The sequence below is a fragment of the Streptomyces sp. A1136 genome, from assembly GCF_004795055.1.
Lineage (GTDB): Bacteria > Actinomycetota > Actinomycetes > Streptomycetales > Streptomycetaceae > Streptomyces.
The window spans coordinates 42933-63310 of sequence record NZ_SSBJ01000038.1 but is presented as its reverse complement, the minus strand read 5'-3'; the positions used below and the strand labels follow the sequence as shown (position 1 = coordinate 63310).

General features: G+C 72.2%; 21 protein-coding genes. 11 read left to right on the top strand and 10 right to left on the bottom strand.

The features are described 5' to 3' along the window. Nucleotides 1–72: 72 nt before the first annotated feature. The 3 genes from E6R62_RS29840 to E6R62_RS29830 form a co-directional block, all read right to left on the bottom strand. Nucleotides 73–1281, bottom strand: a complete 1209-nt coding sequence (locus tag E6R62_RS29840) for a DUF5667 domain-containing protein (protein ID WP_136216598.1) — start codon at nucleotides 1279–1281, stop codon at nucleotides 73–75. A 233-nt stretch (nucleotides 1282–1514) separates the two neighbouring features. Then, nucleotides 1515–2324, bottom strand: a complete 810-nt coding sequence (locus E6R62_RS29835) for an ECF subfamily RNA polymerase sigma factor, BldN family (RefSeq protein ID WP_136216597.1) — start codon at nucleotides 2322–2324, stop codon at nucleotides 1515–1517. 340 nt (nucleotides 2325–2664) lie between these two features. Then, complete coding sequence (locus E6R62_RS29830) at nucleotides 2665–3651, bottom strand: HAD family phosphatase (RefSeq protein ID WP_136216596.1); 987 nt, start codon at nucleotides 3649–3651, stop codon at nucleotides 2665–2667. A 207-nt stretch (nucleotides 3652–3858) separates the two neighbouring features. On the opposite strand from E6R62_RS29830, the gene E6R62_RS29825 reads away from it, so the two are divergent. From E6R62_RS29825 to E6R62_RS29790, 8 genes are all read left to right on the top strand, one after another. Continuing rightward, nucleotides 3859–4137 (top strand): glutaredoxin family protein, encoded by a 279-nt coding sequence (locus E6R62_RS29825; RefSeq protein WP_136216595.1) that lies wholly within the window; start codon nucleotides 3859–3861, stop codon nucleotides 4135–4137. A gap of 274 nt (nucleotides 4138–4411) precedes the next feature. After that, nucleotides 4412–5224 carry a redox-sensing transcriptional repressor Rex gene (locus E6R62_RS29820; RefSeq protein ID WP_136216594.1) on the top strand — a complete coding sequence of 271 codons (813 nt, stop codon included), beginning with the start codon at nucleotides 4412–4414 and terminating at the stop codon, nucleotides 5222–5224. Then, the gene (locus tag E6R62_RS29815) at nucleotides 5221–6915 is read left to right on the top strand and encodes a glutamyl-tRNA reductase (protein ID WP_136216593.1); all 1695 of its coding nucleotides are present in this window, start codon (nucleotides 5221–5223) and stop codon (nucleotides 6913–6915) included. The genes E6R62_RS29820 and E6R62_RS29815 overlap by 4 nt, the downstream gene beginning before the upstream one ends. Beyond that, on the top strand, nucleotides 6912–7880 hold the full coding sequence (gene hemC, locus E6R62_RS29810; RefSeq protein ID WP_136216592.1) for a hydroxymethylbilane synthase: 969 nt from the start codon (nucleotides 6912–6914) through the stop codon (nucleotides 7878–7880). The genes E6R62_RS29815 and hemC overlap by 4 nt, the downstream gene beginning before the upstream one ends. Beyond that, a complete protein-coding gene (locus tag E6R62_RS29805; protein ID WP_136216591.1) occupies nucleotides 7877–9544 on the top strand; it encodes a bifunctional uroporphyrinogen-III C-methyltransferase/uroporphyrinogen-III synthase in 1668 nt (555 codons plus the stop codon). The genes hemC and E6R62_RS29805 overlap by 4 nt, the downstream gene beginning before the upstream one ends. A 157-nt stretch (nucleotides 9545–9701) precedes the next feature. Next, nucleotides 9702–10703 carry a porphobilinogen synthase gene (gene hemB / locus E6R62_RS29800; RefSeq protein WP_136216590.1) on the top strand — a complete coding sequence of 334 codons (1002 nt, stop codon included), beginning with the start codon at nucleotides 9702–9704 and terminating at the stop codon, nucleotides 10701–10703. 132 nt (nucleotides 10704–10835) lie between these two features. Further along, the gene (locus tag E6R62_RS29795) at nucleotides 10836–11201 is read left to right on the top strand and encodes a hypothetical protein (RefSeq protein ID WP_136216589.1); all 366 of its coding nucleotides are present in this window, start codon (nucleotides 10836–10838) and stop codon (nucleotides 11199–11201) included. Between the two features lie 56 nt (nucleotides 11202–11257). Further along, nucleotides 11258–11530 carry a DUF1876 domain-containing protein gene (locus tag E6R62_RS29790; RefSeq protein ID WP_136216588.1) on the top strand — a complete coding sequence of 91 codons (273 nt, stop codon included), beginning with the start codon at nucleotides 11258–11260 and terminating at the stop codon, nucleotides 11528–11530. Here the strand turns inward: E6R62_RS29790 and E6R62_RS29785 are convergent. Both E6R62_RS29785 and E6R62_RS29780 read right to left on the bottom strand, forming a co-directional pair. Then, on the bottom strand, nucleotides 11512–11751 hold the full coding sequence (locus E6R62_RS29785; protein WP_136216587.1) for a DUF397 domain-containing protein: 240 nt from the start codon (nucleotides 11749–11751) through the stop codon (nucleotides 11512–11514). The genes E6R62_RS29790 and E6R62_RS29785 overlap by 19 nt on opposite strands. Next, complete coding sequence (locus E6R62_RS29780; protein ID WP_306432481.1) at nucleotides 11748–12554, bottom strand: helix-turn-helix transcriptional regulator; 807 nt, start codon at nucleotides 12552–12554, stop codon at nucleotides 11748–11750. The genes E6R62_RS29785 and E6R62_RS29780 overlap by 4 nt, the downstream gene beginning before the upstream one ends. Nucleotides 12555–12684: 130 nt before the next feature. On the opposite strand from E6R62_RS29780, the gene E6R62_RS29775 reads away from it, so the two are divergent. Continuing rightward, entirely contained in the window at nucleotides 12685–13086 is a 402-nt protein-coding gene (locus E6R62_RS29775; protein WP_136216585.1) for an ATP-binding protein, read from the top strand. Here E6R62_RS29775 and E6R62_RS29770 read toward each other — a convergent pair. The 4 genes from E6R62_RS29770 to E6R62_RS29755 form a co-directional block, all read right to left on the bottom strand. Then, complete coding sequence (locus E6R62_RS29770) at nucleotides 13083–13538, bottom strand: hypothetical protein (protein ID WP_136216584.1); 456 nt, start codon at nucleotides 13536–13538, stop codon at nucleotides 13083–13085. The two genes, E6R62_RS29775 and E6R62_RS29770, sit on opposite strands and share 4 nt — an antisense overlap. Continuing rightward, nucleotides 13535–13975: an RNA polymerase sigma factor gene (locus tag E6R62_RS29765; RefSeq protein WP_136216615.1), complete on the bottom strand. Its 441-nt coding sequence runs from the start codon at nucleotides 13973–13975 to the stop codon at nucleotides 13535–13537. The genes E6R62_RS29770 and E6R62_RS29765 overlap by 4 nt, the downstream gene beginning before the upstream one ends. Before the next feature lie 65 nt (nucleotides 13976–14040). Continuing rightward, on the bottom strand, nucleotides 14041–14469 hold the full coding sequence (locus E6R62_RS29760) for a DUF3995 domain-containing protein (protein WP_136216583.1): 429 nt from the start codon (nucleotides 14467–14469) through the stop codon (nucleotides 14041–14043). Between the two features lie 131 nt (nucleotides 14470–14600). Beyond that, entirely contained in the window at nucleotides 14601–15518 is a 918-nt protein-coding gene (locus E6R62_RS29755) for a LysR family transcriptional regulator (RefSeq protein WP_136216582.1), read from the bottom strand. Nucleotides 15519–15588: 70 nt separating this feature from the next. Between E6R62_RS29755 and E6R62_RS29750 the strand changes: the two genes are divergently transcribed. Continuing rightward, a complete protein-coding gene (locus E6R62_RS29750; protein WP_136216581.1) occupies nucleotides 15589–16602 on the top strand; it encodes an NAD-dependent epimerase/dehydratase family protein in 1014 nt (337 codons plus the stop codon). Between the two features lie 16 nt (nucleotides 16603–16618). On the opposite strand, the gene argS is transcribed toward E6R62_RS29750, so the two are convergent. Next, nucleotides 16619–18400 carry an arginine--tRNA ligase gene (argS, locus tag E6R62_RS29745; RefSeq protein ID WP_136216580.1) on the bottom strand — a complete coding sequence of 594 codons (1782 nt, stop codon included), beginning with the start codon at nucleotides 18398–18400 and terminating at the stop codon, nucleotides 16619–16621. A 181-nt stretch (nucleotides 18401–18581) separates the two neighbouring features. Between argS and lysS the strand changes: the two genes are divergently transcribed. Further along, the gene (lysS, locus tag E6R62_RS29740) at nucleotides 18582–20309 is read left to right on the top strand and encodes a lysine--tRNA ligase (RefSeq protein ID WP_206308881.1); all 1728 of its coding nucleotides are present in this window, start codon (nucleotides 18582–18584) and stop codon (nucleotides 20307–20309) included. The last annotated feature ends 69 nt before the right edge of the window (nucleotides 20310–20378 follow it).

Below are 20378 nucleotides of genomic sequence, written 5' to 3'. Positions count from 1 at the left end.
TCTTCTTCCTGACACGACACGGACATGACGAAGCGGTGCCCGGCGGGATGGTCCGCCGGGCACCGCTTCGCGTTATTCGGTGTCCTCCGCCTTGAGGCCCAGGCCCGGCAGCAGGCCGGGCAGGAGGGGCGGGAGGGTGATGTCGGGCTGGGGCTGTTCCGGTGCCGCGCCCGAGGGAGGCGGCTCGGAGTGGCCATCTGCCGGCGGGTGGAGCAGGTCGCCGGTGCCGCCCAGGAGCCCGCCGGGGGTGGTGGGGGGCTTGGAGGCCGCTGACGGGGGCGCGCTCGGGGGGGACGCCGCCGGGTGGCCCGCGGGGGGCTCGGACTGCTGCTTGCCGGGGGAGGCGCTCGGCTTCGCCTGGGCGCCCGTGGCACCCCGGGATTGCTCCGGGGGCTTGGGCAGCAGGTTCTGGATGGGCGCCACGTCTTCGTCTATGGCCTGGAAGACCGACTCGACCTCGCCCCCGACGTCGGTGAGCTGCGCCGGGAGCTTGTCCCGGAGCTTGCCCCACGCGTCGCGATGGGAGCGGGAGAACGAGGACAGCATTTGCATCGGGACGAGCGAGCCGTCCCGCTCGTACGCCGCCTGGAGCAGCCGGTGGCCTTCCGCGGCGTCGTGGCTCATCCCTGCCAGGGCTCGGCGGATCGCGCCCAGGGACTCGTGGTCCAAGACGCCGGTCCGGCCGCGCTCCATGAGTCTGCGGGCCTCCGACAGCCGGTTCGAGGCCTGGTCGAGGTAGAGCTCGCCCCGGTCCGAGTCCTCGTCGGCCATGCCCAGCTTGATGTCCTCCATGCCCCGCTTGACGGGGTAGAGGGAGTCACCGGGCAGGGCGTCGGTGCTGGCAGCGGCCACTCCGCCGAAGGCCCCCGCGGCCACACCCACGGTGAGGCCGCCCGCTGCGATGCCCTTGGACCAGCGGGAGCGGGGCCGCAATTTCCGGAGCGTGGTCGCCCGGTGGGCGCCGCGGCCGGTCCGCTGTTCGGGCACTTGAGGGTCCGGTGTGGCACCGCCCCCGGCCCTCTCCTCCATCACCAAGGCTTCCATGGCGGCGACGAGCTGTGCTCGTTGCACCACTTTGACCTCGGGGTCCAGCACCGGGCGCGGCATTCTCTCGCCGAGCACGTTCGCCAGGGCCAACAACCGGTCGTGGTCGGCAGATTCGGCAGGTGCCTCGGACTGCTCGGCCGCCGGGTCCGGTTCCGAAAGGTCGGACGGGGTCCGCTCCTCCAGGGCCTGGGCGAAGGCGTTCGCCCGCCGGTGCGGAGTCACGTTCGCGATCACTGGCGGCACCTCCTCTCGTCATGACGATCGACTCCCCCAGGTGTCCGGAAGGTTGCCTTCCTTGAGCACATCCACACTTTCGAGTGAGCGGCTTCGGGCAGGGCATGTCCACAGGGAGCCTGCATTCCGCACAACGAGCGGCGCGGCACTTGGGTTACGGACGAAGGATGATCGGACCACAGCGGCATCGGAGTCATCAAGGGAGGTGGTGTCGGGAGGCGGTCAGGGGGCGGTCAGCGGGCGTCGTCCGGGAGGAGGCGGGCCAGGGTGCGGACCGCCCGGTATTGGAGCGTTTTGATCGCACCCTCGTTCTTGCCCATCACCCGGGCCGTCTCGGCGACCGAGAGGCCCTGAAGGAAGCGCAGGGTCACGCACTCCTGCTGCTGCGGGTTGAGTTTTCGCACGGCCTCCAGCAGGGCCGCGTTGGAGAGGGACTCCAGGACGGAGTCCTCGGGGGAGCGTTCCACCTCGTTTGCGTCCAGCATCTCGCCCGTGGTCACTTCCAGGCGGAAGCGGCTGGACTTGAAGTGGTCGGCGACCAGGTTGCGCGCGATCGTCACCAGCCAGGCCCCGAAGTCGCGGCCCTGCCAGGTGAAGGTGGAGATGCGGCGCAGTGCGCGCAGGAAGGTCTCGCTGGTGAGATCCTCCGCGGTCGCCTTGCCGCCGACGCGGTAGTAGATGTAGCGGTACACCGTGTCGCTGTACTGGTCGTAGAGCCGGCCGAAGGCGTCGGCCTCGCCGGCCTGGGCGCGTTCGACCAGGTCCATCATGCGGGCCTGGTCGCTGTCCGCGGTGGGGCGGCGGGCGGCGGGCGCGCTCGTGCCGGTGGCGGTGCCCGCACCGCCCGCGCGACCGCGTCTGCCCACCGTCGCCCCACCGTCGGTCAGGGCGTAGCAAGGACCGGCCGGGCCGAGGCCGGCAGGGACCGCGGCGGCGAGGGCGGGGACGGCGTACGCGGTGGGGACGAAGCCGCGCAGGTGGTCGAGGACCGTTGCGCGCAGCGTAGCCAGGCCCGAGGCGTCAACCCCGACAGGTGGGTACACGGGACTCCCAGAGGCAGAGCTTCCATCACGTGCAGTGCGGGACCGTTCACCCGTCGTGGCGACAGATGGTCGGTGGCATGCGTTTGAGGAGAATAACGCTTCGTACAGGCAGCGCTACACCCAGTTGCTCAAATCACCGGTTCCGACACTTCTGTTGCGTACCGAGGGCATATTCAGTCGCAGTTGGTGATCGGTTCCTGATCGGTTGGGTACGCGGAATGGGCGCTTCCAGGGTGCTGCCCGACCGAGTCGGGCATGCCGGAGTGCCGCGCCGACGGCGCGGGTAGGGGTGCGGGGTTGCGCGTGGGGGGCCGCCCGGAAGGCGGTGGGCGCCGTGGGGCTACTTGCGGCGGCGGTGCAGGGCGATGGCCGCGACCGTGCCGCCCGCGATCGCGCCGACTCCGGCGGCCGCCGGGACGCCGACCTTCACGGCCTTGCGGCCGGTCCGATAGTCGCGCAGGCGCCAGTCGTGTTCCCGGGCGTGCTTGCGCAGTTTTGTATCGGGATTGATCGCGTACGGATGCCCGACCAGTGACAGCATCGGGATGTCGTTGTGCGAATCGCTGTAGGCGGCGCAGCGTTCGAGATCGAGGCCCTCGGCGGCGGCCAGGGCGCGCACCGCCTCCGCCTTGGCGGGGCCGTGCAGGGGCTCGCCGACCAGGCGGCCGGTGTAGACGCCGTCGACGGACTCGGCGACGGTGCCCAGGGCGCCGGTGAGACCGAGGCGGCGGGCGATGATCGTGGCGGTCTCGACGGGGGCGGCCGTGACCAGCCACACCTTCTGGCCGGCGTCGAGGTGGGCCTGGGCCAGGGCGCGGGTGCCCGGCCAGATCCGCTCGGCCATGTACTCGTCGTAGATCTCCTCCCCGATGGACATGAGTTCGCAGACCTTGTGGCCCTTGACGATGGACAGCGCGCTGTCGCGGGCGTCCTGCATGTGCTCGGGGTCCTCGACGCCGGCGAGCCGGAACCAGGCCTGCTGCCAGGCGAAGCGGGCCAGTTCGCGGCGGCGGAAGAACTCGCGCTTGTAGAGGCCACGGCCGAAGTGGAAGATCGCGGCGCCCTGCATCACGGTGTTGTCGAGGTCGAAGAAGGCGGCGGCGAGGTCGTCGCCCCGGACCGGGAACTCGGGCTCGACGGGCTTCTCGGGAGCCTTCTCGGCGGTCTTGCCGGGAGTCTTCCCGGGGACCGCTTGCGGCGCTCGGTGGAGAGGTGGCGCCTCGTCCTGCGCGCTCTTGCGGGCGGCCTCGGCCGAGGCCTCGCCTGCCAGCACGCTCCGCGCGGTGGCGGAGCGCCTACGGGGGGTGAGCCATCCCAGAGCGGCCATGACGTGAGCATAGCCATTGTGTTCGGGAGTTCCCGAACCGAAGGGGAACGCGGGCGTGAACTCTGCGGAACGACCGCCTCCGCGCGGCCTCCCCGCCGCCGTCCCGCCGCCTTCGCTTCGCTTCCCTTCCTCCGCCGCCTTCCCGTCCCTTCCCGCGCCCCTTGGCCGGCCGTCCGCGGCGGTCGCGCGGCGCGGGACAATGACGGCATGAGTCCTCTGTTGCGCCGCAAGGAGAAGAAGCGCCCCGAGGAGCGGCTGGTCACGCTCATCGGGAAGCCGGGATGCCACCTGTGTGACGACGCCCAGGAGGTGGTGGAGAAGATCTGCGCCGAGACCGGGGCGCGGTGGGAGAAGAAGGACATCTCGCAGGACGCGGAGTTGTACCGGCTGCACTGGGAGCAGATCCCCGTGGTGTTGGTCGACGGGGAACAGCACACCTTCTGGAAGGTGAACCCCGAGCGGCTGCGCCGGGCGTTGGAGGGCTGACCGCCCGGACGGTTACCATCATGGGCGATTTGTGGGGGCTCGGGTGCGTATCGATGAGGAGTGTGTACCGCTTTGCCCCCCTCCGTATTTGAACGGGTTCGGTCTGTTCCCGGTTCCGCCCCACGGCGGCCGGACCGCGTGACCCCGGTCACTTTGGACGGACAAAGCGGACACAATCTTTGTGCACGCGTTCACAAAGACATAGCCTGCTTTCCGACGGGGCGGTCTTGGGACAAGTGACCGCCTGCAGCCCCGCTCATCCCGCAGGAGCATCGTGGCAACTGGCCGAACTCACCGACCGGCGACCCGCAGCCGAGGTATTCCCGAGGCCACTGTCGCCAGGCTTCCGCTGTACTTGCGTGCCCTCACCGCGCTCTCCGAGCGATCGGTGCCCACGGTGTCCTCCGAAGAGCTCGCCGCCGCCGCCGGCGTCAACTCCGCCAAGCTCCGCAAGGACTTCTCCTACCTCGGCTCGTACGGCACGCGCGGGGTCGGCTACGACGTCGAGTACCTCGTCTACCAGATCTCCCGCGAACTCGGTCTCACCCAGGACTGGCCGGTCGTCATCGTCGGCATCGGCAACCTCGGCGCGGCCCTGGCCAACTACGGCGGTTTCGCCTCGCGCGGCTTCCGCGTCGCGGCGCTGATCGACGCCGACCCGGCGATGGCGGGCAAGCCCGTGGCCGGCATGCCCGTGCAGCACACCGATGAGCTGGAGAAGATCATCGAGGAGAACGGCGTCTCCATCGGGGTCATCGCCACTCCGGCGGGCGCGGCGCAGCAGGTGAGCGAGCGGCTCATCGCCGCCGGCGTCACCTCCATCCTGAACTTCGCGCCGACCGTGCTGTCCGTGCCGGACGGCGTCGACGTGCGCAAGGTCGACCTGTCGATCGAGCTCCAGATCCTGGCGTTCCACGAGCAGCGCAAGGCCGGCGAGGAAGCGGCGGCCGCCGCGGGCTCCGCGACCGGCGCCGCCGAGGGCCAGGTGACCGCCGAGGGCCCGGTGGCCGCCGCGACCGCCGCCCCCTCCCCGACCGTCCGCAAGGGCGGCCCCGAGGGTGACGTCCCGGCGGTGATGCCGGCATGAGTCTGCTGGTCGTAGGGCTGAGCCACCGCAGCGCGCCGGTGAGCGTGCTGGAGCGGGCCTCGCTGTCCGCCGACGCCAAGGTCAAGCTGCTGCACGACACCCTGGCCGCCGAGCCGGCGACGGAGGCGACGGTGCTCGCCACCTGCAACCGCATCGAGCTGTACGCGGACGTGGACAAGTTCCACGCCGGTGTGGCCGAGCTGTCGACGTTGCTGGCGCAGCACAGCGGGGTGGCGCTGGAGGAGCTCACCCCGTACCTCTACGTGCACTACGAGGACCGGGCCGTGCACCACCTGTTCTCGGTGGCGTGCGGGCTGGACTCGATGGTGGTCGGCGAGGGCCAGATCCTCGGGCAGATCAAGGACGCGCTGGCGCTGGGGCAGGAGCAGCACACGGCGGGCCGGCTGATCAACGACCTGTTCCAGCAGGCCCTGCGGGTCGGCAAGCGGGCGCACTCGGAGACCGGGATCGACCGGGCCGGGCAGTCGCTGGTGACGTTCGGCCTGGAGCAGCTGTCGATGGGGGCCGAGGTCTCCGCGTGGGCGGCGGGCAAGCGGGCGCTGGTGATCGGCGCAGGTTCGATGTCGTCGCTGGCCGCTGCCACGCTGGCGCGGGTCGGTGTCGCCGAGATCGTCGTGGCGAACCGGACCGCGGAGCGTGCGGAGCGTTTGGCCGGGATTCTGGTTGCCTCGGGCACCGGGGTGGCGGCGCGGGCCGTTCCCATGGCCTCGGTCGCCGACGAATTGGCCCTGGTCGACGTGGTCGTCTCCTGTACCGGGGCGACCGGGCTGGTGCTGACCGCGGACGACGTGCTCGCCGCCGTCTCCCGGGACGCCGCCCCCGACCCGGTGCCCCCCACCCCGCCCGCCGTCGCCGCCCCCACCGCGGCTGCCCCCGCCGGGCCGGACGTGGCCGGGCTGGACCGGGACGTGCTCGCGCGGCTCGTGGCCGCCGCCGAGAGCGGGCGACGGCTCGCCGACGCCGGCGCCGTGCGGGTGCTCACCAGCGCCCCCGCCGAGGCGGACGAGTGCCCCGTGGGCCCCGACGGGCGGTCCGCGCTCACCGGCGTGGACGCCAACTCCCTAGAACTGCACGGGACCTGGGCCGACCAGGGCGAGGCCGCCGCGCACCGGCAGCCCCGCAAGGGCGCCCGGAGCCAGGTCGACGCCCGGCCGGTCCGGCTGGCGCTGCTGGACCTGGCCATGCCGCGCGACATCGACGCCGCCGCGCACCGGCTCCCCGGCGTGCGGCTCGTCGACATCGAGTCCCTCGCCGAGGTCTCGGCGGACGCCCCGATGGCGGCCGACGTCGACGCGGTGCGGGCGATCGTCACCGAGGAGGTGGCGGCCTTCGGCGCGGCACAGCGGGCCGCGCACATCACGCCCACCGTCGTCGCGCTGCGCGCCATGGCCGCCGAGGTGGTGGCCATGGAGGTGGCACGGCTGGACGGACGCCTGCCGGACCTGGACGAGCGCCAGCGGGCCGAGGTGACGCAGACCGTGCGGCGCGTCGTAGACAAGCTCCTCCACGCGCCGACCGTGCGCGTCAAGCAGCTCGCGAGCGAGCCCGGCGGCGCCGGGTACGCGGAGGCGCTGCGTGAACTCTTCGACCTCGACCCTCAGACGGTGGCCTCCGTCAGCCGGGCGGACGCGGCCGATCCGAAGAACGACGACCCAGGACGGGCATCATGAACACACGTCCCGACCAGCCCCTCCGGCTTGGCACGCGACGCAGCAAGCTGGCCATGTCGCAGTCCGGGCACGTCGCCGAGGCGGTACGGGCGGTCACCGGCCGACCCGTCGAGCTCGTGGAGATCACGACCTACGGTGACGTGTCCCGGGAGCACCTGGCGCAGATCGGGGGCACCGGCGTATTCGTCACCGCCCTGCGCGACGCGCTGGCGCGGGGCGAGGTGGACTTCGCCGTCCACTCGCTCAAGGACCTGCCGACCACGCAGCCCGGGGAACTGGTGATCGCGGCCATGCCGAAGCGGGAGGACGCGCGGGACGCGCTCGTCGCCCGTGACGGCCTGACCTTCGAGCAGCTGCCCGACGGCGCGCGGATCGGTACCGGTTCGCCGCGCCGCACGGCGCAGCTGCACGCCTACGCCAAGAGCCTGGGCAAGGTCATCGAGACCGTGCCGATCCGCGGGAACGTCGACACCCGGATCGGATACGTGCGCGCCGGTGAGCTCGACGCGGTCGTCCTGGCCGCCGCCGGGCTGAACCGGATCGGGCGCGGGGACGAAGCCACCGACCTGCTGTCCGTGGACAACGTGCTGCCCGCACCCGGTCAGGGAGCCCTGGCCGTGGAGTGCCTCGCGTCGGACACGGCCCTGATCGCCGCCCTCGCCGAGCTCGACGACCCGTTCACCCGGGCCGCCGTGACCGCCGAGCGGTCCCTCCTCGCCGCCCTGGAGGCCGGATGCAGCGCCCCCGTGGGCGCGCTCGCCGACCTGCTGGCCGACGGGCAGATTGTCAATGAGATGCGCCTGCGCGGAGTCGTCGGAACCCTCGACGGCTCGACGCTGGTGCAGCTGTCCACCACCGGTCCCGTGCCCCAGTCTTACGACGAGGCCATGGCGCTCGGCCGCGAACTCGCGGACGAGATGCTGGCCAAGGGCGCGGCCGGTCTGATGGGGGAGCGATCGCTTTGAACCCCTCAAGTCCCACCCCCTCCGCTTTCGCGGCGGTCGCCGCCCACGGGCACGTCACGTTCCTGGGCGCCGGTCCCGGCGACCCGGGTCTGCTGACGCTGCGCGCCGTGGAGGCGCTCGCCTCGGCCGATGTGCTGATCGCGGAGCCCGAGGTGCTGGAGGTCGTCCGCACCCACGCGCGCGCCGGTGTCGACACGCCGCAGCTGACGGTACCTGACGAAATGTCAGCAGCCGCCGGGGTGCCGGTGATCCGCGACGCGACCAATCTTGTCATGGAGGCCGCACGGGCCGGCAGGCGGGTCGTGCGTGCCGTCACCGGAGACCCCGGGCTCGACGGCAACGCGGCCGAGGAGATGCTCGTCTGCGCCACCGAGGGCATTCCCTTCGAGGTGGTGCCCGGAGTCGCGACCGCCGTCGGCGTGCCCGCCTACGCCGGTGTGCCGCTGCGCGGCCAGGGGGGCGCCGACGTGCGCTTCCTGGACGCCCGCACCGCCTCGGCGCGCTGCTGGAGCGAGGTCGGCGCGAGCGACGGCGTCCTCGTCGTCTCCGCGACGCTGGAGACGGTCTCGGCCGCCGCCGCGGAGCTGGTGGGCGCCGGACGGGGGCCCGACACCCCGCTGACGGTGACCGTCGCCGGTACGACGACCCGGCAGCGGACCTGGAGCGCGACGCTGGGCTCCATCGCGCAGGTCTTCAAGCAGGGCAAGGTGCTCCCCTCGCCCGAGGGTTCGCGCTCGGTCATAGCCGTGGTCGGGGAGCACGGCGCCACCGCGCGCCGCGAGGACCTGGCCTGGTTCGAGTCGAAGCCGCTGTTCGGCTGGCGGGTGCTCGTGCCGCGTACCAAGGAGCAGGCCGCCTCGCTCTCCGACCAGCTGCGTTCGTACGGCGCCGTGCCGCACGAGGTGCCGACCATCGCCGTGGAGCCGCCGCGCACCCCGCAGCAGATGGAACGGGCCGTCAAGGGCCTGGTCACCGGCCGCTACGAGTGGATCGCGTTCACCTCCGTCAACGCCGTGAAGGCGGTGCGGGAGAAGTTCGAGGAGTACGGGCTCGACGCGCGCGCCTTCGCGGGCATCAAGGTCGCCGCGGTGGGCGAGCAGACGGCCGCCGCGCTGGTCGAGTTCGGTGTGAAGCCGGACCTGGTGCCGAGCGGCGAGCAGTCGGCTGCCGGGCTGCTGGAGGACTGGCCGCCCTACGACCCGGTCTTCGACCCGATCGACCGCGTCTTCCTGCCGCGCGCCGACATCGCGACCGAGACGCTGGTCGCGGGCCTGATAGAGCTCGGGTGGGAGGTCGACGACGTCACCGCCTACCGGACGGTGCGCGCGTCGCCGCCGCCGGCGGACACGCGAGAGGCGATCAAGGGCGGCGGCTTCGACGCCGTTCTCTTCACCTCGTCCTCCACGGTGCGCAACCTCGTCGGGATCGCCGGCAAGCCGCACAACGTGACCGTGATCGCCTGCATCGGCCCGGCGACGGCCAAGACGGCGGAGGAGCACGGCCTGCGGGTCGACGTGCTCTCCCCCGAGCCGAGCGTCGGCAAGCTGGCCGAGGCCCTGGCCGAGTACGGGGCCGCGCGCCGCGAGGCGGCCAAGGAGGCCGGCGAGTCGGTGTACCGGCCGAGCGAACGCCGCCCGGGCGCGCGCCGGCGCCGGACCACCTGACGGCGACAGCGGTGAGGCGCGGGGCCCGGACGCGACGCGTCCGGGCCCCGCGTCGTACCCGGGCGGGGCGCGGCGCGGGGTGTGGCGCGGGGACGCGGGCGGGCACGGCCTACGCTGGATGCCGACTGTTCTCGATGCTCGAAGAGGCGACTACAAGATGAGCACGTACGGATCCTTCCCCGGCTCGCGCCCCCGCCGGCTGCGCACCACCCCGGCGATGCGACGAATGGTCGCGGAGACCCGCCTGCACCCCTCGGACCTGATCCTCCCCGCCTTCGTGCGCGAGGGCATCACTGAGCCCCTGCCCATCTCGGCGATGCCGGGCGTGGTCCAGCACACCCGTGACACCCTGCGGAAGGCGGCCGTGGAGGCCGTCTCGGCCGGCGTCTCGGGGATCATGCTGTTCGGTGTCCCGACGGACGAGAACAAGGACGCGCTGGGCACGGCGGGCACGGAGCCGGACGGCATCCTCCAGGTCGCGATCCGCGACGTGAAGGCCGAGGTGGGCGACGACCTCGTGATCATGTCCGACCTGTGCCTGGACGAGTACACCGACCACGGCCACTGCGGTGTCCTCGACGAGCACGGCCGCGTCGACAACGACGCGACGCTGGAGCGCTACGCCGAGATGGCGCAGGTCCAGGCCGACGCGGGTGTCCACGTGGTCGGGCCCAGCGGGATGATGGACGGCCAGGTCGGGGTGATCCGCGACGCGCTGGACGAGACGGGCCACGAGGACGTGTCGATCCTCGCGTACACGGCGAAGTACTCGTCGGCGTTCTACGGTCCCTTCCGCGAGGCCGTCGCCTCCTCCCTCCAGGGCGACCGCAAGACCTACCAGCAGGACCCGGCGAACGCGCGCGAGTCCCTGCGGGAGCTGGCGTTGGACCTGGAGGAGGGCGCCGACATGGTCATGGTCAAGCCCGCGGGCCCCTACCTGGACATCCTGTACCGGGTCGCGCAGGCGGTGGACGTGCCGGTGGCCGCGTACCAGATCAGCGGCGAGTACGCGATGGTCGAGGCGGCAGCCGAGAAGGGCTGGATCGACCGCGACCGCGCCGTCATGGAGACGCTGCTCGGCATCAAGCGGGCGGGCGCGGACACGATCCTCACGTACTGGGCGACCGAGGTCGCGCAGTGGCTGGGCCGGGAGCGCTGAAGCGGGCCGGGTAGCGGGGCGGGCAACCCCCCGCCCCCCGACGCCGCCCCGCCAGGCCTGGGTGGGGCGGCCCCCCGGGGATGAGTACGGGCACTCATGCGCCGGGGGCCCCTGGGGTGGCTTGATGGGGGCATGACGCAAAACGCCACCGCCGTCACCATCCGCACCGCCCGTGACCGCCGCGCCTTCGTCGCGCCGCTGGTGACGACCCTGATCACGCTGCCCCTCGGCCTGGTGGCGCTGTTCTTCGCCGGTATCAGCCCGATGGCCTGCGACTCCTGCGACGGCGAGGTGGCCCACCGCTTCGACGACAGCTTCGCCACCGCCTTCACGGTGCTCCAGGTCGGGCTGGCCGTGGCGCTCGTCCTAGTGGTGACGGCATGGGCGCTGCCCTGGCAGCGACGCCACGCCACGAAGCGCGTGCTCGTGGCCGCGCTCGCGCCCACCGCCGTCGCCTTGGCCTGGGTGCTCTTCCACGGCATGGTCGACTGGCCGTAAGCCAAGGGGTGGGCGCACCCTGGAGGGAAGAGGTCGACCTCTGGAGGTGATGCCTCATGGCCACGCTCGCCGGGTGGCATGTGGAGATGGAATTCACCGAGGAGGGCCACCGCACCAGCGCGGCAGCCCTGCTCAGGCTCATGGACGGCACCGAACTGCGGGCGCGGGGCTACGCCATGCGCCATCCGTCCGACACGGACCAGCTCCGCGTCGGTGAGGAGATCGCGGGCGCACGCGCGCTCATGGATCTCGCGTCGCAGCTACTGGACAAGGCCCACACCGAGATCGACGCGGAGTCGGGCCGGCACTCCTACCCGCTGACCCAGTGAGCGAGGCGGGTCCAGGTAGCCGGTGAGAGGGTGAGGACGGGACCGTGCGGGACCTTCGAGTCCCGCACGTGTACCTGGTCGGCGCAGGGCGCGACCTCGACGCACTGGCCGCCCTCATCACCGCTGTACGTCGACTTCTGCCAGGCGTAGCCCACTTCGACGCAGTTGCCGCCGTCGCTGCCGCTGTAGCTGGACTTGAACCACGTGAGTTCGGTGCTCATGGATCTCCTAGCAGCCGGTTCAACAGGTCCCTGGTCTCGTCGGGGTTGAGGGCCTGTGTCCGCAGCATCGCATACCTCTGGGCGATGATGCTGACCTCATCGAGGTCGGAGACGACCAGACTGCCGCGTTGGCTTTCGACGTACGCGATGTGCTCGTGGTTCGGCGTTTCCAGCAGGACGAACGGTCCGTCGAGGGCCGGGTGGGCGGTCCGGTCCAGCGGCAGTACCTGGATCATCACACCGGGGAGCCGTGAGCAGGTCACCAGGTGCTGGAGCTGCTCCCGCAGGACCTCCGGACCGCCCAGCGGGCCCCTCAGGGCCGGCTCCCAGATGACGAAGCTGACCAGCATCGGCTTCTCGCGGTGTAGGACCGACTGCCGGTCGATCCGGGCGGCCGTCTGGTCGGCGATCTCGTCGTCGGTGTACATGGGGATGCGGCTGCGGAAGACCGCCTCCGCATACGCCTTGGTCTGGAGCAGACCCGGGATGACCTGGTTCTCGTACGAGGACAAGGCCAGGGCTTTCTTCTCCAGGCTCATCAGCGGCTCCGCCCAAGGCGGTATCACGTCCATCTGGGGCAGCCGGTCGGCCGCGACGGCGAGCAAGCCGGGCAGCCCGAGCACGGCGTCCATCAGCGCCGCCACGTCGGGCATCAAGGGGCGCCTGCCCTGCTCGATGGAGGCGATGCTCTCCTCCTGGAGCCCGACCCTCTTTCCGAGCTCCCGCTGAGTCAGTCCTTTGGCGACGCGGGCGGCGGCGACTTGGGCGCCGACCATCCTCATCGCCGTCGCGTTGGGCCGCACCCTGTTCCTTGGTGGCATGGACCTGAACTCCCCACCTGCACAAGCGAACTACCCGTACCCATCCGTACTGGATGGTCAGTACGGATAGGCGTACTGCAGCACGGTAGTCACACACCGCGACCCTCGTCAGGTGAACGTGACGAATGAACCCGCCCTGGTGCGGGACCGGTTCTATCCGCGCAGCCGCCAGACCGTCGGTGCCGCCAGGCAGTTCGCCGCCGCGACCCTCGACGCGTGGGATGTCGTGGGCCGCCTGGACGACGTGTTGCTGTGCGTGAGCGAGCTGGCCACCAACGCCCTGCTGCACGGCGTCCCGCCCGGCCGGGGCTACCGGCTGCGGCTGCTGCGCTTCGGCGGGGTGGTCCGGGTGGAGGTGCACGACAGCGGCGGCGGACGGCCCCGGATCGGGGGCCGGAGCGACGACGCCGAGTGCGGGCGGGGACTGCTGCTCGTTGCGGCCGTCGCCGACCGGTGGGGTGTCGGGCTGCGCAGCCCCGGCAAGACGGTGTGGTGCGAGCTGGACGTGCCTTAGAGACGCACCTCCTCGACCCGCTGCGCCAGCCGGGACATCGCTCGGGCCAGTTCGCCGGCCGTGCCCAGGGGGACGATCGCCGCGCGGCCCGGGACCCGTACCCCGCCCGTCAGGGCCACGCGGGTGCCCCCGCCCGGTTCCGGGGCCGCCGCCATGCCGATGATCAGGAAGCGGCTCTGGAGCCAGCACCAGCCCGGGCGCAGCACCCCCCGGAAGTGGGCCCGCAGCCCGTACTTGCTGCGGGCCAGCGCCTCCACCCGGTCGCCGCGCACCCGCAGCACCCGCAGCGAGCGCATGTCCGGCTGGAACCGGCCGAACTCGCCCTCCAGGTCGGCCATCACCGCCCAGACCGTCTCCGGGGCGGCGGGCAGCACCCGTTCGGCGACCCGCGCGCCCGGGACGCCGGCCGCCATCACCCGCAGCCGGGCGACCGTGTCGATCGCGTACGTCATGAGGACCACGCCTTCCGGAAACTCGTACGGGCCCGGTGCAGCCGGGACTTGGCGGTGCCGGGCGGTACTCCGAGGACGGCCGCGGCGGCCTCCTCGTCCAGTCCCTCGATGTCCCGCAGCACCAGCACCGCCCGGTGGTCGGGGGACAGGCGGGCCAGTACGTCGTCGATGTCGGCGGCGAGCTGGGGGTCGCCGCGCTCGGGGACGTCGGCGAGTTCGGCCGGGTGGGCCCGGGCCGCGCGGCGGGCGGTGCGCACCGCCTCGCGGACGGCGATGGCCCGCACCCACCCGTACAGGGCCTCGGGGTCCCGCAGCGTCCTCAGCGCCCCGAAGACGGCGATGAGGGCCTCCTGGGTGGCGTCCGGGCCGTCCGCGAGGGCGATCGGGGCGCAGATCCGGGCGACGAACGGGGTGAGGTGGTCCAGAAGGTCGTGCATCGCGAGGGTGTCGCCGGCGCGGGCGGCGCGGGCGAGGGCGACCGCGCGTTCGCGTTCCTCGGGGCTCACCGGGCGCGTGCCAGGCGGGCGGCGGCCCAGCCGAAGCCGAGGCAGGCGGGGGTGTAGAGGGCGAGGTTGAGGGCGTAGAAGGGCCCGGGCGGGCTGTCGACGACCTTCGCGACCCACCCCAGGCCCGCGAGGCCCCGGACCGCGAGCCCGGCGGCGACCGCGCCGGTCACCAGGCGGGTCGCGGGCCCGCCGCGGCGGTGGGTGGTGGCCAGGACGGCGGCGGCGCCGGTGAGGGTGAGTGCGGCGAGCGGCAGGACGACGGGCGGCGCGAAGGAGACCGCGGTGCCCAGGACGGCGAGGGACAGCGCGTGCGCGTCGGGGGCGGGCCAGGTCCGCCCCGTGGCCCAGTACAGGTGGACGAGGCCGTCCACGGCCAGCAGGGCCGCGAGCCCCGTGCCCAGGCTGCGGCGGGTGGTGTCGTTCATGTGCTCCCCCTCGGTGTCGGACGCGGTGTCGGGAACCGACGCCAGGGAGAGGGGGCGCGGGGGCGGAACGTTCCCTGTGTTCCGCGTCACATCCTTGCGCGTCGCAGCGTTCCGCGTCACGTCGTCCCGCCTCACATCGGGGACTCGGCCGGTGCGGCCGCCTGTTCCCGCAGGGCGCGGATCAGGGTGGCGACCTCCGGTTGGTCGCGGCGGCGGCCGATCGTGGCGAGACCGATGTGCCGGGTGGGGGTGGGCGCCTCGACGGGGACGGTGCGCAGGCCCGGCACGCGCGGGGCGAGGGCGATGGACGGGACCAGCGAGAGGCCCAGGCCCGCGGCGACGAGGGAGCGGGCGAAGAAGTAGTCGGTGGTGGTGCCGTGCACCCGGGGGGCGAAGCCGGCGCGCTCGGCGTAACGACGCAGGTACGCCTCGGTCTTCAGGCAGCCGAGCACCCAGGGTTCGGCGGCCAGCTCGGCGAGGTCGAGCGCCTCGCGGGTCGCCAGCGGGTGCCCCTCGGGGAGGACGACGTACAGGGGGTCCTCCATGAGGGGGGTCCACTCCAGGGCGGGGCCCTGGCCCGGGCGCCCCGGCAGCGGGCCGTCGAAGTGGTAGGCGAGCGCGAGGTCCACGGCGCCCCGGCGGAGCAGGGCCAGGCTCTCCTCGGGCTCGCCCTCCCCGACGTGCACCACCGTGTCGGGGTGGGCCGCCGTCAGCTCGGCGAGCGCGCCGGGGAGCAGGAGCCTGCCGCCGCTGGTGAAGGTGGCGATGGTGAGCCGGGTGCGGCCCGTGCCGAGCCGGTCGACCTGCTGCCTGGCGTGGGCGAGTTCGGCGGCGACCGACTCGGCCGCGCCGACCATGATCCGTCCGGCGGGGGTGAGGGTGACCCCGCGCGTGCTGCGCGTGACGACCCGCGCGCCCAGGCCGCGTTCCAGGGTGGCTATCTGTTGGGAGACGGCCGACGGGGTGAGGCGCAGGGCCGCTGCCGCCCGGTTGAAGCTGCCGTGCTCCGCCACCGCCCGCAGGACGCGGAGCCGCTGCACATCGATCAACAGTTTTCCTTTACGCGCGTGCAGGAAGTGGGCACTTCTGCCGGGGACGGTACGTCTCCAGGATGACGGCATGAACAAGATCGGTACACGCCCGCCCGGTACGCGCACTTCCGGTACACGCACTTCCGGCACGCACACGTCCGGTGCGCACCAAGTCCCGCGGCGCGTCTGCGTCATCGGCGGGAGCCGGTACTTCGGGAAGCTCCTGGTCGAGCTGCTCCACGCGGCCGGACACCGGGTCACGGTGATCAACCGCGGTTCCGTCCCGCCGCCCGAGGGCGTCGAGCACCTCGTCGTGGACCGCGACGACGAGGCCGCCCTCACCGCCGCGCTCGCCGGCCGCGCCTTCGACGTGGTCGTCGACCAGGTCTGCTACACCCCCGTGCAGGCCTCGATCGCCGTCCGCGCCTTCTCCGGGCGCACCCGGCGGTACGTGATGACGTCCACGATCGAGGTGTACGACCCGGCGACCGCCGCGCCGGGGGAGGTGGCGACCCTCGCGCCCGGCACCCCCGTGCCGGAGGACCTCGTGGACCCGGCCGGCGGGCCGGTGCGGACGGACCTGCCCTGGCAGGACGCGGCCTACCGCGAGGCGCACTACGCCGAGGGCAAGCGCCAGGCGGAGGCGGTCTTCACCCGCGAGGGCCGGTTCGCGTTCGCCTGCGTGCGCAGCGCGCACGTACTCGGCGGCGGCGCAAGGGAGTTCACCGGACGCCTGGCGTACTACGTCGAGCGGGTCGCCGGGGGCCGGGAGATCGCCGTGCACGCCGGGGCGCTGCCCACGGTGTTCATCCACTACCGGGAGCTGGCGGAGCTGCTGCTGTGGGCGGCGACGGCCACCGGCTTCACCGGCGCGGTCAACGCCTGCTCCGACGGTCTGCTCGACGTGCGCGACCTGGTGGCCGTGATCGCCGGGCAGACCGGGCGGCGGCCCGTGTACCGGACCGTCGCGGCGGGCGGGGAGGCGAGCCCGTTCTCCTTCGAACGGCACTACGCCATGCGCAACGACCGGGCGCTGGAGCTGGGTTTCGCCTTCTCCCGCACGGCCGACTGGCTGCCCGGAGCCGTCGCGGAGGCGCTCTGAACGGCCCCGGGGGCCGTCAGAGGCGCTCGGGGGTGCGGATGCCCAGGAGCGCCATGCCCTTGGTGAGGGTGCGGGCGGTCAGGTCGCAGAGGAAGAGGCGGTTCTCCATCTGCTCGGCGGTGTCGGCCTTCAGCACCGGGCACTGGTCGAAGAAGGTCGAGTAGAGCGTCGCGAGCTGGAAGAGGAACGCCGCGACCTTGTGCGGGGCGTACTCGGCGGCCGCGTCCGCGACGACCTCGCCGAACTGGTCGATGTGCAGGCCCAGCGCGCGCTCGGCCGGGGCCAGAGCCAGCTCCGGGTGCGCGACCGGCCGGGTCTCGCCCGCCTTGCGCAGGATCGAGCGGTTACGGGCGTACGCGTACTGGAGGTACACGGACGTGTCACCGGTCAGCGAGACCATCTGGTCGAGGTCGAACTTGTAGTCGCGGCCGGCGGAGGTGGACAGGTCCGCGTACTTGACCGCGCCGATGCCGACGTACCGGCCGTTGGAGACGATCTCCTCCTCGGTCAGGCCGATCTTCTCGCTCTTGTCGCGCACGACGGCGGTCGCCCGCTCGACGGCCTCGTCCAGCAGGTCCACGAGCCGGACGGTCTCGCCCTCACGGGTCTTGAACGGCTTGCCGTCCTTGCCCAGGACGGTGCCGAAGGCCAGCTGGACGGCCTTGACCTCGTCGTTCAGCCAGCCGGCGCGGCGGGCCGTCTCGAAGACCATCTTGAAGTGCAGCGACTGGCGGGCGTCCACCACGTAGATGAGGGTGTCGGCCTTGAGCTCGCCGACACGGTTGCGGATGGCGGAGAGGTCGGTGGCGGCGTAGCCGAAGCCGCCGTCCGACTTCTGGACGATCAGGGGCGTCGGGTTGCCGTCCGGGCCCTTGTACTCGTCGAAGAAGACGCACAGCGCGCCGTTGGAGCGGACGGCGACGCCCGAGTCCTCCAGCAGCTTGCAGGTCTCGGCGAGCATGTCGTTGTAGCCGGACTCGCCCACGACGTCCGGGTCCTGGATGTCCATGTCCAGCTTGTCGAAGACGGAGTAGAAGTAGATCTTCGACTCGTCCACGAACCGCTGCCACAGCGCGAGGGTCTCGGGCTCCCCGGCCTGGAGGTCCACGACCCGGGCCCGGGCGCGCGTCTTGAACTCCTCGTCGGAGTCGAAGAGGGCGCGCGAGGCCTTGTAGAGGCGGTTGAGGTTGGACATGGCCTCCTCGCCGGAGACCTCCACGTCCCCGGCGGCGACGTCGGCCTTGTGGTCCAGCTCGTGCGGGTGCTCCAGGAGGTACTGGATGAGCATGCCGAACTGGGTGCCCCAGTCCCCGATGTGGTGGCGACGGATGACCTTCTCGCCCGTGAACTCCAGGATCTCGACCATCGCGGCGCCGATGACGGCGGACCGCAGGTGGCCGACGTGCATCTCCTTGGCCACGTTGGGCTGCGCGTAGTCGATCACCGTGGTGCCGGCGTTCGCGGCGTGCGGGACGCCGAGGCGGTCGTCGGCGGCGCGGGCGGCCAAAGTCTCGATGATCGCCCGGTCGGTGATCGTGATGTTGAGGAAGCCCGGTCCGGAGACCTCGATCTCCTGGATCAGGTCACCGGTCGGGATCGCGCCGACCACGTCCGCCGCCAGCTCGCGCGGGTTGGCCTTGGCCTTCTTCGCGAGCGCCAGGATGCCGTTGGCCTGGAAGTCGGCCCGGTCGCTACGTCGCAGCAGCGGGTCGGTGGCACCGGCCTCCGGCAGGGCGGAGGCGAGGGCGTCCGCGACGCGCTGGTTGACGGAAGAAGCGAGGGAAGGGACCGAGGCCATGAGCTGCCGTTCCTGTGAGGTCGCGCCCGGGGGCGCGCTGGGAGGTGAACTTGGGTGTTCCGACAAAGACCGAGTATCCCACGGGAGGCCCTGCGGTTTCCCGGGAGAAAAGCAACCCCGGAGCGGCCTCTTCCGTCTGGGAGAATGGCGTAAGCCAGCATTCGAGATAGAAGGACGTGTCGTGGCTCAGAGCAGCACCGAGACCGACTGGGTCTCCCGTTTCGCGGACGAGGTCATCGCCGAGGCGGAGCGCCGAGCACCCGGCAAACCTGTCGTCGTCGCGTCCGGACTCTCCCCCTCCGGCCCGATCCACCTGGGCAACCTGCGCGAGGTCATGACCCCGCACCTGGTCGCCGACGAGATCCGCCGCCGGGGCATCGAGGTCCGGCACGTCCTGTCCTGGGACGACTACGACCGCTACCGCAAGGTGCCGGCGGGCGTCGAGGGCGTGGACGAGAGCTGGGCGCAGCACATCGGCAAGCCGCTGACCGCCGTCCCGGCCCCGGCCGGGTCCGCGTACGGCAGCTGGGCCGAGCACTTCAAGGCCGCGATGGTCGAGGCGCTGGCCGAGCTGGGCGTCGAGTACGACCCGATCAGCCAGACCGAGCAGTACACGAATGGTGTCTACCGCGAGCAGGTGCTGTTCGCGATGAAGCACCGCGGGGACATCGACGCCGTGCTCGACCAGTACCGCACGAAGCAGAAGCCGGGCGGCAAGAAGCCGCAGCAGAAGCCGGTGGACGCGGCCGAGCTGGAGGCGGCCGAGGGCTCGGGCGCCGCCGCCGAGGACGACGGCAGCGCCGAGGGCGCGGAGTACTTCCCGTACAAGCCGTACTGCGGCGCCTGCGGCAAGGACTTCACCAAGGTCACCTCGTACGACGACGCGACCACGGAGCTGACCTACGTCTGCACCGAGGACGGGTTCACCGAGACGGTCGCGCTCGACGAGTTCAACCGCGGCAAGCTGGTCTGGAAGGTCGACTGGCCCATGCGTTGGGCCTACGAGGGCGTCATCTTCGAGCCCTCCGGCGTCGACCACTCCTCGCCCGGTTCGTCGTTCCAGGTCGGCGGGCAGATCGTGCACATCTTCGGCGGCGAGCAGCCGATCGGACCGATGTACGCCTTCGTCGGCATCAGCGGCATGGCCAAGATGTCCTCCAGCAAGGGCGGGGTCCCGACCCCGGCCGACGCGCTGAAGATCATGGAGCCGCAGCTGCTGCGCTGGCTGTACGCGCGCCGCCGCCCGAACCAGTCCTTCAAGATCGCCTTCGACCAGGAGATCCAGCGGCTGTACGACGAGTGGGACAAGCTGGAGGCCAAGGTCGCCGACGGCTCCGTCCTGCCGGCCGACGCCGCCGCGCACACGCGCGCCGTGCGGACCGCCGCCGGCGAGCTGCCGCGCACCCCGCGCCCCATGCCGTACCGGACGCTCGCCTCGGTGGTCGACATCACCGCCGGGCACGACGAGCAGACGCTGCGCATCCTGTCCGACCTGGAGCCGGAGCGCCCGCTGGCCTCTCTGGACGAGGTGCGGCCGCGACTGGACCGCGCCGAGAACTGGATCACCACCCAGGTCCCGGCCGACCAGCGGACCCTGGTGCGCGAGGAGCCCGACACCGAGCTGCTCGCCTCGCTGGACGACGAGGGCCGGGAGTCGCTGCGGCTGCTCCTGGAGGGGCTGGACTCGCACTGGTCGCTCGACGGGCTGACCACGCTGGTCTACGGCGTGCCGAAGGTGATGGCCGGGCTGGAGCCCGACGCCAAGCCCACGCCGGAGCTCAAGGTCGCGCAGCGCACGTTCTTCGCGCTGCTGTACCGGCTGCTGGTGACCCGGGAGACCGGGCCGCGCCTGCCCACGCTGCTGCTGGCGGTGGGGGCGGACCGGGTGCGCAAGCTGCTGGCCGCCTGAGCCCTCGTGAAGACCTGAGAAGGGCCCGCACCCCCCGGGGGGTGCGGGCCCTTCCGTCGTGTCCGGCGC